The sequence below is a fragment of the Pseudoxanthomonas dokdonensis genome (assembly GCF_001431405.1).
GTDB classification, from domain to species: Bacteria; Pseudomonadota; Gammaproteobacteria; order Xanthomonadales; family Xanthomonadaceae; genus Pseudoxanthomonas_A; species Pseudoxanthomonas_A dokdonensis.
In genome coordinates, this window is sequence record NZ_LDJL01000004.1 from 332,070 (window position 1) to 346,115 (window position 14,046).

The window sequence follows — 14,046 nt, forward strand, 5'->3', positions numbered from 1 at the left end:
CCACCCGGTCCAGCCGGAGAGCACCGCACAAAAACAAAACGGCCGCATTGCGGCCGTTCTGCTTGGTGGACGCGGGGTGCGTCAGCGCTCGCTGTTGCCTTCAAGCGGGGGCTTGGCGGCCTGCACGGGCTGGCTGGCATCGACCTCGTCTTCCGATTCGGCGTCAGCATCAACCTCGATGACCGGTTGCGGCTTGGGCATGACCGGCTCGAACAGGCTGCGGGTCACCGAGGCCGGGGTGTCGACATCGGCGACGAAGAACAGCGAACCGGTGGTGCCGCGCGCCGCCGCCGGAGTCGCCGGAGCTGCCGGAGCTGCCGGAGCTGCCGGAGCTGCCGGAGCTGCCGGAGCCGGAACAGCCGGAGCAGCCGGAGCAGCCGGAGCAGGAGCCTCCGCAGCAGCAGCCGGAGCCGCCTGCGGGGCCACGACGTCAGGCACGACCGCCGCCTGACCGGTGGTCGACGCTGCGTCCTGCATGTCGGCCAACGCCGCCTGTTGCACCGGCGCGACTTCACTCACCGCAGCCGCGGTGGCGGTTTCGACCACCGGGGCAATCGCTGCCGCTTCGGATTGCACGCTGTCGGCAATCTGCTGCTTCTGCGACGGTGACAACGAGGCCTCAACCGGTTTCGCCACGACCGCGACCGAAGCCACTGCCGCTGCTGCGGCAGCCATCGGCTTGTCGTTGGCGGGGGCGGCATCCTGGCGTTGCGTGGCAGCCGCTTGCGCCGGTGCTGCTTCGGCGGGCTGCACGGGCTGTGCCTGCTCCTGCTTGTCAGCGGACAGCTTGCGTTCGCCGTGCTGCGCGGTCTCGGCGTTGTCCGCACGCGGTGCACGCGGGCGGGGATTGCGCGGCGGGTTGCCGGTGTTGGCGTTCACCGCCTCGTCGTCGAAATCGAACTCGGGCTGGGAACGGCTGACCGCCACCTTGTTTTCATCTTCCGGCAGGTCGTTGTCGCTATCGTTGTCATTCTCGCCATTGCCGCTGTTCTCGGCGTTGCCGCGACGACGACGACGGCCACCGCGACGACCGCGACGGCGGCGACCGGTACCTTCGCCGCTGCCGTTATCGGCGTTGTTGCCTTCCTGGGCCTCATCACCGGCAGCGGTCGCGGCCTTGGCCGTTTCCTGGCTTTCGGTGGCGGCGATCGGTGCGGTTTTTTCTTCCTGGCCGGGGGCGACGACCGCAGCGGCGGCGGTTGCCAACGCAGCCGTGGTTTCGACGGCGCTGGTTTCATCCAGCTTGGCCTCGTTCTGGCGCGGCTGGCGGCCGGGCTGCGGCGCTTTCTGGCTGGTTGCGTCGGCGTTGCGCGGCTGACGCGGCGGCTTGGCGGCCTTGGCCTGGCCCTGCTTGGGCTCGTTGCGCGGCGGCTTCTGCTGGGCGGCGTTGGCGTTCTGGCTGTCGGCCTGCTTGCTGCCGCGCTCATCGCGACGGCCTTCGGGCTTGCCGGCATTGCCGCCACGTGTCTTGTTGCGATCGCCACGATCGTTGCGTTCACCGCGCTCGTTGCGACCGTCGCGACGGCCATTGCCGCCGCGGTCAGAGCGCTCGTTGCGATTGCGCGCATCCTGCTGGCCGCGCTGGTTAGCCGATTGCGGAGCCGGGCTTTCGGCGCCGCCAAGCAGACGCTTGAACCAACCGATGACGCCACCGCTGACTGGAGCGGCGATCGGCGCAGCCGCGACCGGTGCTGGTGCTGGCGCTGGCGCGACTTCGCGCGGTTCGCGCAGCGGGGCAGGCGAGGAGTGCTTGACCTGGGTCACTGCCGGTGCCGGCGGGATGTTGAGCTGGGCCTTGGTCAGCGCGTGCACCGGCAACTTGCGCGGCGTGCCACGCTGGTAGCTGGGGCGGCTGGATTCTTCGCCCAGTTCGTTCTCGCGGACGCGGGTGACTTCGTAGTGCGGCGTGTGCAGGGCTTCATCGGCGACGATGACGATGGGCGCTTCATGGCGCTTTTCGATTTCACGCAGCGCGCCGCGCTTCTCGTTGAGCAGGAAGTTGGCGATCTCCACCGGCGCCTGTACCAGCACCTGTCCGGTGTTTTCCTTCATCGCGTGTTCTTCGGCGACGCGGATGATCGACAGCGACAGCGACTCGACGCTGCGCATGCGGCCATGGCCATCGCAGCGCGGGCAGACGATCTGGCTGGATTCGCCCAGCGACGGACGCAGCCGCTGGCGGCTCATTTCCATCAGGCCGAAGCGCGAGATGCGGCCCAGCTGCACGCGCGCGCGGTCGTACTTGAGCGCGTTCTGCAGGCGGTTCTCGACTTCGCGCTGGTGCTTGTTGGAGGACATGTCGATGAAGTCGATGACCACCAGGCCGCCCAGGTCACGCAGGCGCAGCTGGCGGGCAACCTCGTCGGCGGCTTCCAGGTTGGTGTGGAAGGCGGTCTCTTCGATGTCGCCACCCTTGGTCGCGCGTGCCGAGTTGACGTCGATCGCGGTCAGCGCTTCGGTCTGGTCGACGACAATCGAGCCGCCGGACGGCAGACGCACGTTGCGTTCGTAGGCGCCTTCGATCTGCGATTCGATCTGGAAGCGGTTGAACAGCGGGATGTCGTCTTTGTAATGCTTGAGCTTGCGCAGGTTGTGCGGCATCACCTGTTCCATGAACTCGCGGGCGGTTTCATGGAGTTCTTCGGTATCGACCAGGATTTCACCGACGTCCGAGCGCAGGTAGTCGCGCAGGGCACGCACGATCAGGCGGGATTCCTGGTACAGCAGGAACGGTGCCGGCTTGACCAGCGCCGCTTCGGCAATCGCCTTCCAGACCTGCAGCAGGTAATCCAGATCCCATTGCAGCTCTTCGGCATCGCGGCCGACGCCGGCGGTGCGGATGATGACGCCCATGTCATCGGGAATGGTCAGTGCGTCCATGGCCTGCTTGAGGGCAGCACGATCGTCGCCTTCGATGCGCCGCGATACGCCACCGGCGGTGGGCGAATTGGGCATCAGCACCATGTAGCGGCCGGCCAGCGAGATGAACGTGGTCAGCGCCGCGCCCTTGTTGCCGCGTTCGTCCTTGTCGACTTGGACCACCACTTCCTGGCCTTCGCGCAACAGCTCGCGCAGGCCGGCCTTGTTGTGGTCGACCCCGGCCTGGTAATAGTCGCGGGAGATTTCCTTCAGCGGCAGGAAGCCGTGGCGTTCGGCACCGTATTCAACGAATGCCGCTTCGAGCGATGGTTCAAGGCGGGTAATCCGGCCCTTGTAGATGTTGGACTTCTTCTGTTCCTTTGACGGCTGTTCGATATCGATGTCGTACAGGTTCTGACCGTCAACAATGGCTACGCGCAGTTCTTCTTCCTGCGTCGCATTGATCAACATGCGTTTCATGTTTGCGTTCCTCGCGCGCTTCTACCGCGCGGAACGCCATGGCGTTTCGCCTCTGGCACCACTCCCTCGTGAGAGGCAGCTCCACGTAAGAGCTGTTTTGCCCCTGCGCAAGCGCAGCAGGCCAGTTGGTTGTCCAGCGCTGCAACACCACGGCAGGCCGCGGGAGCGCTTGTTACAAATTAAAATGCTACGGGCCGGTGGCCGCGTCCGTTGCCGGATGCGCCACGCGGGACATGTTCAGCTCCAGCGTCTGACACACTGGGCGGTATCCGGGCCTGCCGGTTAGCCGCTAACATGGCCGCCCCTGAGGCGGTGGTCGCGCACTGCACCGGAATCGCGGAAAGCTGGGCTTCTGGCCCACAACCCCGTTAAAGCGGGTTGTATAACTCCCAGCGAAATCAAACCCTTATCTCGCTCGGCGAGTGTATCAGAATAAAGTGACACATGACTGCCCCCAAAGCACCGCCCGCCGGTAACAAAACCGCTGTCCGCATGGTCGTCGTTCCCGAGGACCGGGCCGGCCAGCGGCTGGACAATTTCCTGCTCGGCCAGCTCAAGGGCGCGCCGCGCAGCCTGGTCTACAAGCTGGTCCGCAGTGGCCAGGTGCGGGTCAACGGCGGCCGGGCCAAGGCCGAGCGCAAGCTGGAGGGCGGCGAGGAGGTGCGTATCCCGCCGGTCAGTCTCCATGAAGAGGGAGACAAGACCCCGCCGCCGCAGGCCTTCCTCGAGCGGATGGAGGCGGCCATCGTGTTCGAGGATGCGCGCCTGCTGGTGCTGAACAAGCCTTCAGGCGTGGCCAGCCACGGCGGCAGCGGCATCAGCCATGGCGCCATCGAGACCATGCGCGTGCTGCGCCCGAACCAGAACCTGGAACTGGTCCATCGGCTGGACCGGGATACCTCGGGCCTGCTGATCATGGCCAAGAAGCGCTCGGCGCTGACCGAACTGCAGGCGTTGATGCGCGAGGAGGGTGGCATCCAGAAGCGCTACCTGACCCTGCTGGCCGGACGCATGCCGGACGGGGTGATGACGGTGGACGCGCCGCTGCACGTGGGCTTGCGCCAGGGCGGCGAACGCCACGTACAGGTCAACGCCATCGGCAAAGCCTCGCTCAGCCATTTCCAGGTGCTGGAGCGGCGCGGCGGGCATTCCTATTGCGAAGTGCGGATCGAGACCGGTCGCACCCATCAGATTCGCGTGCACGCCCAGCACATCGGTCATCCGGTGGCGGGGGACGACAAATATGGTGACCCCGCGGTCAACAAGCGCCTGCGCGAACAGGCCGGGCTCAAGCGCCTGTTCCTGCATGCGGCATCACTGGAATTCGCCCTCGACGGCGGCAAGTCACCGTACCTGCTCAACGCGCCGCTGGCCGAGGAACTGGGCGCGGCGCTGAACCGGCTGGGCTGAGCGCCACCAACTCCGACGCGGCAACGATCAGCTGGAAGAGCGTCCGGCGTCCAGCGCGAAGCACTCGTCCGGGCGTGGCTGCGGCGGGGTGAACGTCACCGGCACCTGGATGGTCTGCGGGACCGCCTGGCCATTGCGGGTGGCGGCCTTGAACTGCCAGCCCTTGACCGCTTCCATGGCGGCCTGATCCAGGGTTTCGCTGCCGCTGCCGGCAACGCGGGCGACATGGGTCGGCTTGCCTTCACTGCCAACGGTCACCGACAACGTCGTGGTGCCGCCAACGCCGTCACAGGCCAGGCGTAACGGATACACCGGCGGTGGCGTATCCAGCGCGGCCAGTTCGGTCGGCGCGGCCACCGGCTCGGCCGGCGGTGCCGGTTCGCCACAGGCGGCCAGCGCCGCCGTCGCGGCAATCAGGCCCAACCACGCCAGCCGGCTACCGGTCACGGTCGCGGCGCCTGCGTGGTTTGTTGATGTTGCAATGGATAGGGTGTCCATGAGATCTCCATGTTGCCTGTCGACGCGTCGGCTCATTCGCTGATCAGCGCCTGGGCCTTTGCCGCGCAGATGAAGTCGTTCTCGCTCAAGCCGCCAACATCGTGGGTGGAATAGCGCACCACCACCCGGTTGTAGTGGACGCCGAGATCAGGATGGTGATCCTGAGCGTGGGCCATGTATGCCAGCGCGTTGACGAAGGCCATGGTCAGGTAATAGTTATCGAAATGAAAGGTCTTGCAGAGTGCATGGCCGTTCTCGGCCAGTTCCCAGCCGGGCACCTGCGGCAGCAATTCGCCGATGCGGGCCTGTCCCAGCCGGTGTTCGTGGCCACTTACCGGCAGGCAACGGGCCTGTACCAGTGGAATGAGGTCGTTCATGGTGGTCTCCTGCAGCGCGGGTCGGGGGATATCCTGCGTTGCCAGCAAATGCGCATCAGTACATCCAGAACGCTAGAATACCCGCATGATCCAGATATCCGACAGCGCCCAGCAGCATTTTCGCAAACTGATCGAACGTGAGGCATTGCCCGGCCTGGGTGTGCGCCTGAGTGCGGTCGACGCCGGCACCGCGCGCGCCGATGCGCGCCTGGAGTTCGCCGAACCGGCGGATCTGGCCGGTGACGAATGGGCGGTGGACTGCGAAGGCTTCACCATCTATGTCGATGCCAACAGCGTGGCCTGGCTGGATGGCGCCGAAATCGACTACGTCAGCCAGGGCACCGGCAGCCAGCTGACGATCAAGGCACCCAAAATCAAAGGCCAGGCGCCAGCCGAATCGGCCTCGCTGGTCGAACGCGTGCGCTGGGTGGTCAGTAACGAAATCAATCCACAGCTGGCCCAGCACAAAGGCCAGGTGTCGGTGCAGGAGGTGACCTCCGACGGCGTCGTGCTGCTGCGTTTCGGCGGCGGCTGCCACGGTTGCGGCATGGCCGACGTGACCTTGAAGCAGGGCATCGAAAAGACCCTGCTGTCGCGGGTACCGGGAGTGACGGCGGTGCGTGACGCCACCGACCACGACACCGGCCAGGCGCCTTACATCCCACGCGATACCGCCGCCTGACGCCTCGCCTCCGGTGACGACCGCCACCGAGATCATCCGCGAACTGTTGCCGCGCCGGCCTGCGCCCATGCTGGAGCGGCAGACCGGCCTGTCCTACGGCTGGGGCCTGTGGTTGCGGGCGCTGCCGCAGCGACTGGGTCCGATTACCCGCGAGCGTGCCAATGCCGTGGTCGGCGAGCTGGCGATGCGGCCACCGCGGCCAGCAGGGACCATCCTCCCGGCGCTGAGTACCTGGCAGGCATGGCGCTCGTTGCTGCACCAGGGCTGGGAACCGCCGCTGCGCGAGGAGCGTGGCCTGCGCTGGTTTGCCGGCAGCGTCAGCGGGCTGGTGCACGTGCTGTTCGTACTGTTCCTGATCCTGTTCGCTGCGGTGCGACTGCCGCCGCCTGCGCGCGATGCCGGTGACAGCAGCCGCGTACAGGTGCAGTACGTCGGCAACGGCACCCCGGAATACACCGGCGGTGGCGGCGAACCGGCCCCGCCGACCGCGACCGCCGCCGTGCCACAGCCCCGGCAGAACCCGCCGGCACCGGCCCAGGCAGCGCTGGCGAGCGCACCGGTGGCGCCGCCGACCATCACCACCCCCGAGTTGGCATCGCCGCCGCCGGTGACGGTGCCCGAGGCGGCATTGAACGTGCCCGAACGCGCCGTGCCCGAGCCTTCCACGCCACCGGCCCGGCAGGTATTGCAGGTCACCGAAGTACCGCAGCCAACCCGGGAATTCGTGCTGACCGCGCCGCAGCCAGCCGGCGAGGTGACCGCGCCGGAGATCCAGCCGCGCGCGCTGGCGGTGCCCGAACGCAGCATTGAAGTGCTGCAGGCGCCGCAGCTGGCGACACCGACGCCGGCCACCGCGATTGCCAGTCCGACACTGGCGCGTCCGTTGCCCGAGGTGAGGCAGCGCGAGATCAGCGCGCCATTGCCGGCGGTGCCACGGGTGGACGTGCAGACGCCGAGCGTACAGGCGCCGACCTTGCCGTCGCCCGAGTTGAGCGTACGCGAGGCAAGCATTCCCACCCCGGCTGCGCCACCCGCGCAAACCGAACCGAGCGCGCCACCGGCGCCAACACCCACCCCGGCCGCGCCTGCGCCGGCCGTCACATCGACGTCGCCGGCCAGCAGCACTGCCAGTCGACCGCCAGCCAGCGTGCCGAGCGACAACCGTGCGGCCGGACCGGCCAGGCGCGCCAATGACGGTGGCTGGAGCACCCCACGGCGTGGTGATGACTGGGGTGCCGCGGATCGCAACCAGGCCGGTGACAGTGGTGCCAACGCCGGCAAGACCGCCGGGCTGTTCAATGCCGACGGCAGCGTGCGCTTGCCCGGGCAGGCCAGCAGCCAGGGCGATGAGCCGGGTGACCGCGGTGCGCCGGGTGGCGCCAACGATCAGTGGACGCTGGAACGCATCGAGCAGTCCGGTACCTGGCTGAAGCGGCCACCGTCGGATTACCAGCCGACCCTGTTCGATAAATACTGGGCGCCGAACGATTCGATTCTGGCCGAATGGGTACGCCGCGGGATCAAGAAACTGGAGATACCGATCCCCGGCACCAGCAAGAAGATTTCCTGCGATATTTCGCTGCTGCAACTGGGCGGTGGATGCGGCATCAGCGATCCCAACCTCAACGAACAACCCGCGCAGGCGCGCCCGCCGCCGGAAATACCGACCAAGCGCACGCCGATTCCGACTGATTCTTAGCGCTTTTCGTTGCGATCACGCCCGGCCTGCCGGGCTGCTGCTGCAGCCGACATGCAGGGTTATTGCCCGGGTGGAATGGAGCCTGCACCACTTCGCTCAGGGCTGATCCCATCGCTTGATGCCGGTCATGCCGGGCGGCGCGAGCGCAGTCCGGTGGTTGCTGCCTCGCTTCGCGAGAGAAGGCAAAAAAAACGGAGCCGTCAGGCTCCGTTTTTCTTCACATGGACGTGCAGGACTGGCGGTCAGTGCACGCCGTGCAGATCGCGCAGTTCGGTTTCGCGGGAGCCGAAGTAGGCGGCCAGGTCGGAAATGTCCTGGTCGCTCAGGTTGGCGGCCTGCGGCGACATCAGCGCATGCTGGCGGTCGCCGCCACGATAGGCCTGCAGCGCATGGGCCAGGTAGTCGGCGTACTGGCCACCCAGCTGCGGGTAGGTCGAATCAATCGGGGCCTTGCCTTCGGCACCGTGGCAGTCGACGCAGCTCTGGCCGGTGGCCGCGCCCTTGGCACTGGCCAGTTTCTCGCCGTTGGCGATGCTGCCGGCAGGCAGGCCGGCCGATGAACTGGAGCCGTGTTCACCGCTGGCGTGGCCGGGATTCTCGGCGGCGGTCTCGGTGGTTTCCACTTTGGAACATGCCACCAGGGCGAGGGCAGCGAACAGGGCGATGGCTAGACGCTGGGCGTGCTTGGCGTTGGGCATGAGTGGATTACTTGACGGTTGAAAGGAAGGCGGCGATGTCGGCGATGTCCTGCTCAGAGAAGCTCTGGGCCTGCGCCTGCATGGTCGGGTGCTTGCGGTTGCCGTTCTTGTACTCGAGCAGCGCATGGGTCAGGTAGTCGGCCGACTGGCCACCGATGCGCGGCACGTGGAAGTTGGGATAGGCGTTCTTGTAACCGGTGACGCCGTGGCAACCCTGGCAGGTATAGGTCAGGGTCTTGCCGGTTTCCGGATTGCCGACGATGGCAGCAGCGGTGGCGGTCGGAGCGGGCTGCGCTGCGGGCGCGGCGGCGGTTTCCTGGGCGGTGGAGGCGGCGATCGGGGCGAAGGCGGCCAAAGCAAGGCAAGCGGCGAGCGGAAGCGGTCGCATCATGTCGTAATCCGGAACTCTCTGAAGGCGCGCACCACGTCCAACCGTGGCGCTTGGCTGCGGCAAGTATAGCGACGCATTCACGGAGCCGCCATCCTCGTTCATGTTGGGTGCGACGCCGACGACGGCGGACGCGGCGGGTCGTCATCCGGAGGCCGGCACATTGCCGTCGTCACCATGGGTCTATTCCCAAGGTCATCATGACCTTCGGCGCATGGCGGCCCGGACCGGGTGATATACTTTGATACAACACCTAAACAACCAACCCACGGACCCCACCCATGTCGCACCCGCGCATATCCACAGGACGTTTGATTCTGCGTAGTTCCACCGTGCCCCTGCTGCTGGCGGTATTGCTGGCTGCCGGCTGCAAGGGCGGTGGCCCGGCCGAAGAAGCCAATGCCAAGGCTCCCGATGCGGTCGAAGCCGTGCCGGTGGAAGCCGTGGCCGCCACCCATCGCCCGGTCGCCGCCAGCTACACCGGCACCGCGGCACTGGAGCCGCTGGCCGAGTCGCAGGTCGTCGCCAAGACCTCCGGCGTTGCGCTGGCGGTGCTGGTCGAGGAAGGGCAGGTGGTCAAGGCCGGGCAGACGCTGGTACGGCTGGATCCGGACCGCCCGCGACTGACCGTGGCCCAGGCCGAAGCGCAGATGCGCAAGCTGGAAAACAATTACCAGCGTGCGCAGAAGCTGGTCGGCCAGCAGATGATCAGCGCCAATGACGTCGACGAGATCAAATTCAACCTCGAGAACGCGCGTGCGCAGTATCGTCTGGCAACGCTGGAACTGTCGTACACCAATGTGGTCGCGCCGATCTCAGGCGTGGTCGCCTCGCGCTCGATCAAGACCGGCAATTTCGTCCAGATCAACACGCCGATTTTCCGCATCGTCGACAACTCGCGGCTGGAGGCGACCCTCAATGTGCCCGAGCGCGAGCTGGCCACGTTGAAGGAAGGCCAGCCGGTCGCACTGCGGGTCGATGCGTTGCCGGGCAAGACGTTCGACGGCGTGGTTGATCGCATTGCCCCGGTGGTCGATGCCGGCAGCGGTACCTTCCGCGTCATCTGTGCGTTTGATGGTGGCCAGGCGGCGGCATTGCAGCCGGGCATGTTCGGCCGCATCAGCATCGATTATGACAAGCGCGCCGATGCTTTGGTGGTACCGCGTATCGCCTTGCTGGATGACGGCGACCCGGCGGTGTTCGTGGTCCGCAAGGGCAAGGCCGTGCGGGTGCCGGTCAAGGTCGGCTACGCCGACGGCGAATGGCTGGAAATCCGCGAAGGCCTCAAACCGGGCGAACGGGTAGTGACCGCCGGCAAGGTGGCGCTGCGCGACGGTACCGACGTGCAGGTCATCGGTGACCCCGAACCGAAGGCCGTGGCCAAGGCCGCGGACGACAAGAAAGGCAAGAAATAATGAGCGCGCCTGAAGGGGGTTCCGGCAAGAAATCAGGCGCGGCGACATTGATGGGCGGGGGGCTGGTGGAGTTTTCGACCCGCCGGCGGGTGACCATCGCCATGATCACCGTGACCATGCTGCTGTTCGGCTTCATCGCCCTGGGCAGCCTGAAGGTCAACCTGCTGCCCGATCTCAGCTATCCCACGCTGACCGTGCGCACCGAGTACACCGGCGCGGCGCCAGCGGAAATCGAAACCCTGATTTCCGAACCGGTGGAAGAAGCCGTCGGCGTGGTCAAGAACCTGCGCAAGCTGAAGTCGGTATCACGTACCGGCCAGAGCGACGTGGTGCTCGAGTTTGCTTGGGGCACCGACATGGACCAGGCCAGCCTGGAAGTGCGCGACAAGATGGAAGTGCTGTCGCTGCCGCTGGAGGCCAAGGCGCCGGTGCTGCTGCGCTTCAATCCGTCGACCCAGCCGATCATCCGGTTGGCGCTGTCCAGCAAGGGCAAGCCGGCCAGTGATGCCGACGCGATCCGCGAGCTGACCGGACTGCGCCGCTACGCTGATGATGATCTGAAGAAGAAGCTGGAGCCGGTTGAAGGCGTGGCCGCGGTCAAGGTCGGCGGTGGCCTGGAAGACGAAATCCAGGTCGACATCGATCAGCAGAAACTGGCCCAGCTGCACTTGCCGATCGAAAACATCATCAATCGCCTGCAGCAGGAGAACATCAATATTTCCGGCGGCCGGCTGGAGGAAGGTTCACAACGTTACCTGGTCCGCACGGTCAACCAGTTCGCCGACCTGGACGAAATCCGCAACATGCTGGTGACCACCCAGAGCAGCGGCGGCAATGATGCCGCCAGTGCCGCGGCGCAGGTGGCCGCGCTGGCGGCGTCCAGTGGTGACGCAGCGACAATGGCCGCCGCGGCCGCCGCGCAGAGTGCGTCTTCGGGGTCATCAACGGCGATTGCCGGCGGCATGCCGGTGCGGCTGAAAGACGTGGCCGACGTACGCCAGGGTTACAAGGAACGCGAGGCGATCATCCGCCTCGGCGGCAAGGAAGCGGTGGAGCTGGCGATCTACAAGGAAGGCGATGCCAATACCGTGTCCACCGCGGCTGCGTTGAAGGCCGCGCTGGAGAAGATCAAGACCCAGATTCCGCCGGACGTGGAGGTGACCACGATCGAGGACCAGTCGGTCTTCATCGAACACGCCATCAGCGACGTCAAGAAGGACGCGATCATCGGTGGCCTGCTGGCAATCCTGATCATTTTCCTGTTCCTGCGCGATGGCTGGAGCACCTTCGTCATCAGCCTGTCGCTGCCGGTCTCGATCATCACCACGTTCTTCTTCATGGGCCAGATGGACCTGAGCTTGAACGTGATGTCGCTGGGCGGTCTGGCATTGGCCACCGGCCTGGTGGTGGACGATTCGATCGTGGTGCTGGAAAGCATCGCCAAGGCGCGCGAGCGCGGGCTGGGCATCCTGCAGGCGGCGATCGTCGGTACCCGCGAAGTAAGCATGGCGGTGGTGGCATCGACGCTGACCACGATCGCGGTGTTCCTGCCGCTGGTCTTCGTCGAGGGCATCGCGGGCCAGTTGTTCCGCGACCAGGCATTGACGGTGGCCATCGCCATCGCCATCTCGCTGGTGGTGGCAATGACGCTGATCCCGATGCTGAGTTCGCTGAAAGGTCGCCCGCCGCTGGCATTCCCCGATGAACCGGCGCATCCGCAATGGCGTCCCGACGCCAAGCCACTGAAGCCCATCGCCGCGACCGGTCGTGGTGTCGGCATGGCCACCCGCGGTACCTTCTTCGGCCTGTCATGGCTGGTGGTGAAAGTCTGGCGTGGACTGGTGGCGGTCATCGGCCCGGTCATGCGCAAAGCCAGTGACCTGGCGATGGCGCCGTATGGCCGTGCCGAGCGTGGCTATCTGAAGCTGTTGCCTGCCTCGCTCAAGCGGCCGTGGCTGGTGCTGGGATTTGCTGGCGCTGCATTCGTGGCGACGGTACTGGTGGTACCGCTGCTGGGTGCGGACCTGATTCCGCAGCTGGCCCAGGATCGCTTCGAGATGACGGTCAAGCTGCCGCCGGGCACGCCGTTGAGCGAAACCGATGATGTCGTTCGCAGGCTGCAACAGGTGCATGGCAAGGACGAAGGCATCCATGCCTTGTACGGCGTCAGTGGCAGCGGCACCCGGCTCGATGCCAGCCCGACCGAAAGCGGCGAGAACATTGGCAAATTGACCGTGGTCATGGCCGGGGGTGGCAGCGACGAACTGGAAGCCAGCGAGACCGAGCGCCTGCGCGGCACGATGAAGGAATTCCCGGCGGCGCAGGTCGACTTCAGCCGGCCGGAGCTGTTCAGTTTCTCGACGCCGCTGGAAGTGGAACTGCGTGGACAGGATCTGGCGACCATCGAACAGGCTGGACGCAAACTGGCGGCGATGCTGCGCAAGAACCCGCACTACGCCGACGTCAAATCGACGGTGGAAGAGGGATTCCCGGAAATCCAGATCCGCTTCGATCAGGAACGGGCCAGCGCACTCGGCCTGACCACGCGGCAGATTGCCGATGTGGTGGTCAACAAGGTGAGGGGTGACGTGGCGACCCGTTACAGCTTCCGCGACCGCAAGATCGACGTGCTGGTGCGCGCCCGTGAAAATGACCGCGACAGCATCGAGAGCATCCGCAACCTGATCATCAATCCGGGCAATGCGCGGCCGGTAACGCTGGAAGCCGTTGCCAATATCGTCGCCACCACCGGTCCCAGCGAGATCCATCGCACCGACCAGGTGCGGGTGGCAGTGGTGTCGGCCAACCTGCGCGACATCGATCTGGGCAGCGCGGTGCGCGAAGTCGAGGACATGGTCAGCAAGGATCCGCTGGCCGCTGGCGTAGGCATGCACATCGGCGGCCAGGGCGAGGAATTGAAGGATTCAGTCAAGTCTTTGCTGTTCGCTTTCGGCCTGGCGATCTTCCTGGTCTATCTGGTGATGGCTTCGCAGTTCGAGTCGTTGCTGCATCCGTTCGTCATCCTGTTCACCATCCCGCTGGCCCTGGTCGGCGCGGTGCTGGCGCTGCTGCTGACCAACTCACCGGTTTCGGTGGTGGTGTTCATCGGCCTGATCCTGCTGGTCGGGCTGGTGACCAAGAACGCCATCATCCTGATCGACAAGGTCAACCAGCTGCGCGAAGCCGGGGTGGCGAAGCGGGAGGCACTGATTGAGGGCGCACGCTCACGCCTGCGTCCGATCATCATGACCACCTTGTGCACGCTGTTCGGCTTCCTGCCGCTGGCGGTGGCAATGGGCGAGGGCGCGGAAGTGCGCTCACCGATGGCCATCACCGTGATTGGCGGCCTGCTGGTGTCGACCCTGCTGACGCTGGTGGTGATTCCGGTGGTGTATGACCTGCTGGATCGTCGACCGGACGAGCACTATCGCGAGCGTGCGCGGCGCGTGCTGGCCGATGAGGCCGAGCTGGTTGACGAGGAGGATGCTTACGACAACCGCGCGCCTGGTCACACCGGCACACCGGGCATGGAGCATTGAC

10 protein-coding genes are annotated in these 14,046 nt (G+C 66.0%); 5 read left to right on the forward strand and 5 right to left on the reverse strand.

Annotation, left to right across the window (positions count from 1 at the left end):
• Positions 1-81 precede the first annotated feature (81 nt).
• Positions 82-3,339 carry an Rne/Rng family ribonuclease gene (locus ABB29_RS04615; RefSeq protein ID WP_083487469.1) on the reverse strand — a complete coding sequence of 1,086 codons (3,258 nt, stop codon included), beginning with the start codon at positions 3,337-3,339 and terminating at the stop codon, positions 82-84.
• A 444-nt stretch (positions 3,340-3,783) separates the two neighbouring features.
• Here ABB29_RS04615 and ABB29_RS04620 point away from each other — a divergent pair, with 444 nt between their 5' ends.
• Positions 3,784-4,749 (forward strand): RluA family pseudouridine synthase, encoded by a 966-nt coding sequence (locus ABB29_RS04620; RefSeq protein ID WP_057657433.1) that lies wholly within the window; start codon positions 3,784-3,786, stop codon positions 4,747-4,749.
• Between the two features lie 27 nt (positions 4,750-4,776).
• Here ABB29_RS04620 and ABB29_RS04625 read toward each other — a convergent pair whose 3' ends face one another.
• Together ABB29_RS04625 and ABB29_RS04630 are read right to left on the reverse strand one after the other, a co-directional pair.
• On the reverse strand, positions 4,777-5,196 hold the full coding sequence (locus tag ABB29_RS04625; protein WP_057657434.1) for an energy transducer TonB: 420 nt from the start codon (positions 5,194-5,196) through the stop codon (positions 4,777-4,779).
• A gap of 83 nt (positions 5,197-5,279) precedes the next feature.
• On the reverse strand, positions 5,280-5,624 hold the full coding sequence (locus ABB29_RS04630; RefSeq protein WP_057657435.1) for a 4a-hydroxytetrahydrobiopterin dehydratase: 345 nt from the start codon (positions 5,622-5,624) through the stop codon (positions 5,280-5,282).
• 85 nt (positions 5,625-5,709) lie between these two features.
• On the opposite strand from ABB29_RS04630, the gene ABB29_RS04635 reads away from it, so the two are divergent.
• Entirely contained in the window at positions 5,710-6,306 is a 597-nt protein-coding gene (locus ABB29_RS04635; RefSeq protein WP_057657436.1) for an NfuA family Fe-S biogenesis protein, read from the forward strand.
• Between the two features lie 13 nt (positions 6,307-6,319).
• Positions 6,320-8,005: a hypothetical protein gene (locus ABB29_RS04640; protein WP_057657437.1), complete on the forward strand. Its 1,686-nt coding sequence runs from the start codon at positions 6,320-6,322 to the stop codon at positions 8,003-8,005.
• A 242-nt stretch (positions 8,006-8,247) separates the two neighbouring features.
• On the opposite strand, the gene ABB29_RS04645 is transcribed toward ABB29_RS04640, so the two are convergent.
• Both ABB29_RS04645 and ABB29_RS04650 read right to left on the reverse strand, forming a co-directional pair.
• Positions 8,248-8,703 (reverse strand): c-type cytochrome, encoded by a 456-nt coding sequence (locus tag ABB29_RS04645; protein WP_057657438.1) that lies wholly within the window; start codon positions 8,701-8,703, stop codon positions 8,248-8,250.
• A gap of 7 nt (positions 8,704-8,710) precedes the next feature.
• On the reverse strand, positions 8,711-9,091 hold the full coding sequence (locus ABB29_RS04650) for a c-type cytochrome (RefSeq protein ID WP_057657541.1): 381 nt from the start codon (positions 9,089-9,091) through the stop codon (positions 8,711-8,713).
• Positions 9,092-9,372: 281 nt separating this feature from the next.
• Here ABB29_RS04650 and ABB29_RS04655 point away from each other — a divergent pair, with 281 nt between their 5' ends.
• On the forward strand, positions 9,373-10,506 hold the full coding sequence (locus ABB29_RS04655; RefSeq protein ID WP_057657439.1) for an efflux RND transporter periplasmic adaptor subunit: 1,134 nt from the start codon (positions 9,373-9,375) through the stop codon (positions 10,504-10,506).
• The gene (locus tag ABB29_RS04660) at positions 10,506-14,045 is read left to right on the forward strand and encodes an efflux RND transporter permease subunit (protein WP_083487473.1); all 3,540 of its coding nucleotides are present in this window, start codon (positions 10,506-10,508) and stop codon (positions 14,043-14,045) included. The genes ABB29_RS04655 and ABB29_RS04660 overlap by 1 nt, the downstream gene beginning before the upstream one ends.
• Position 14,046 lies beyond the last annotated feature (1 nt).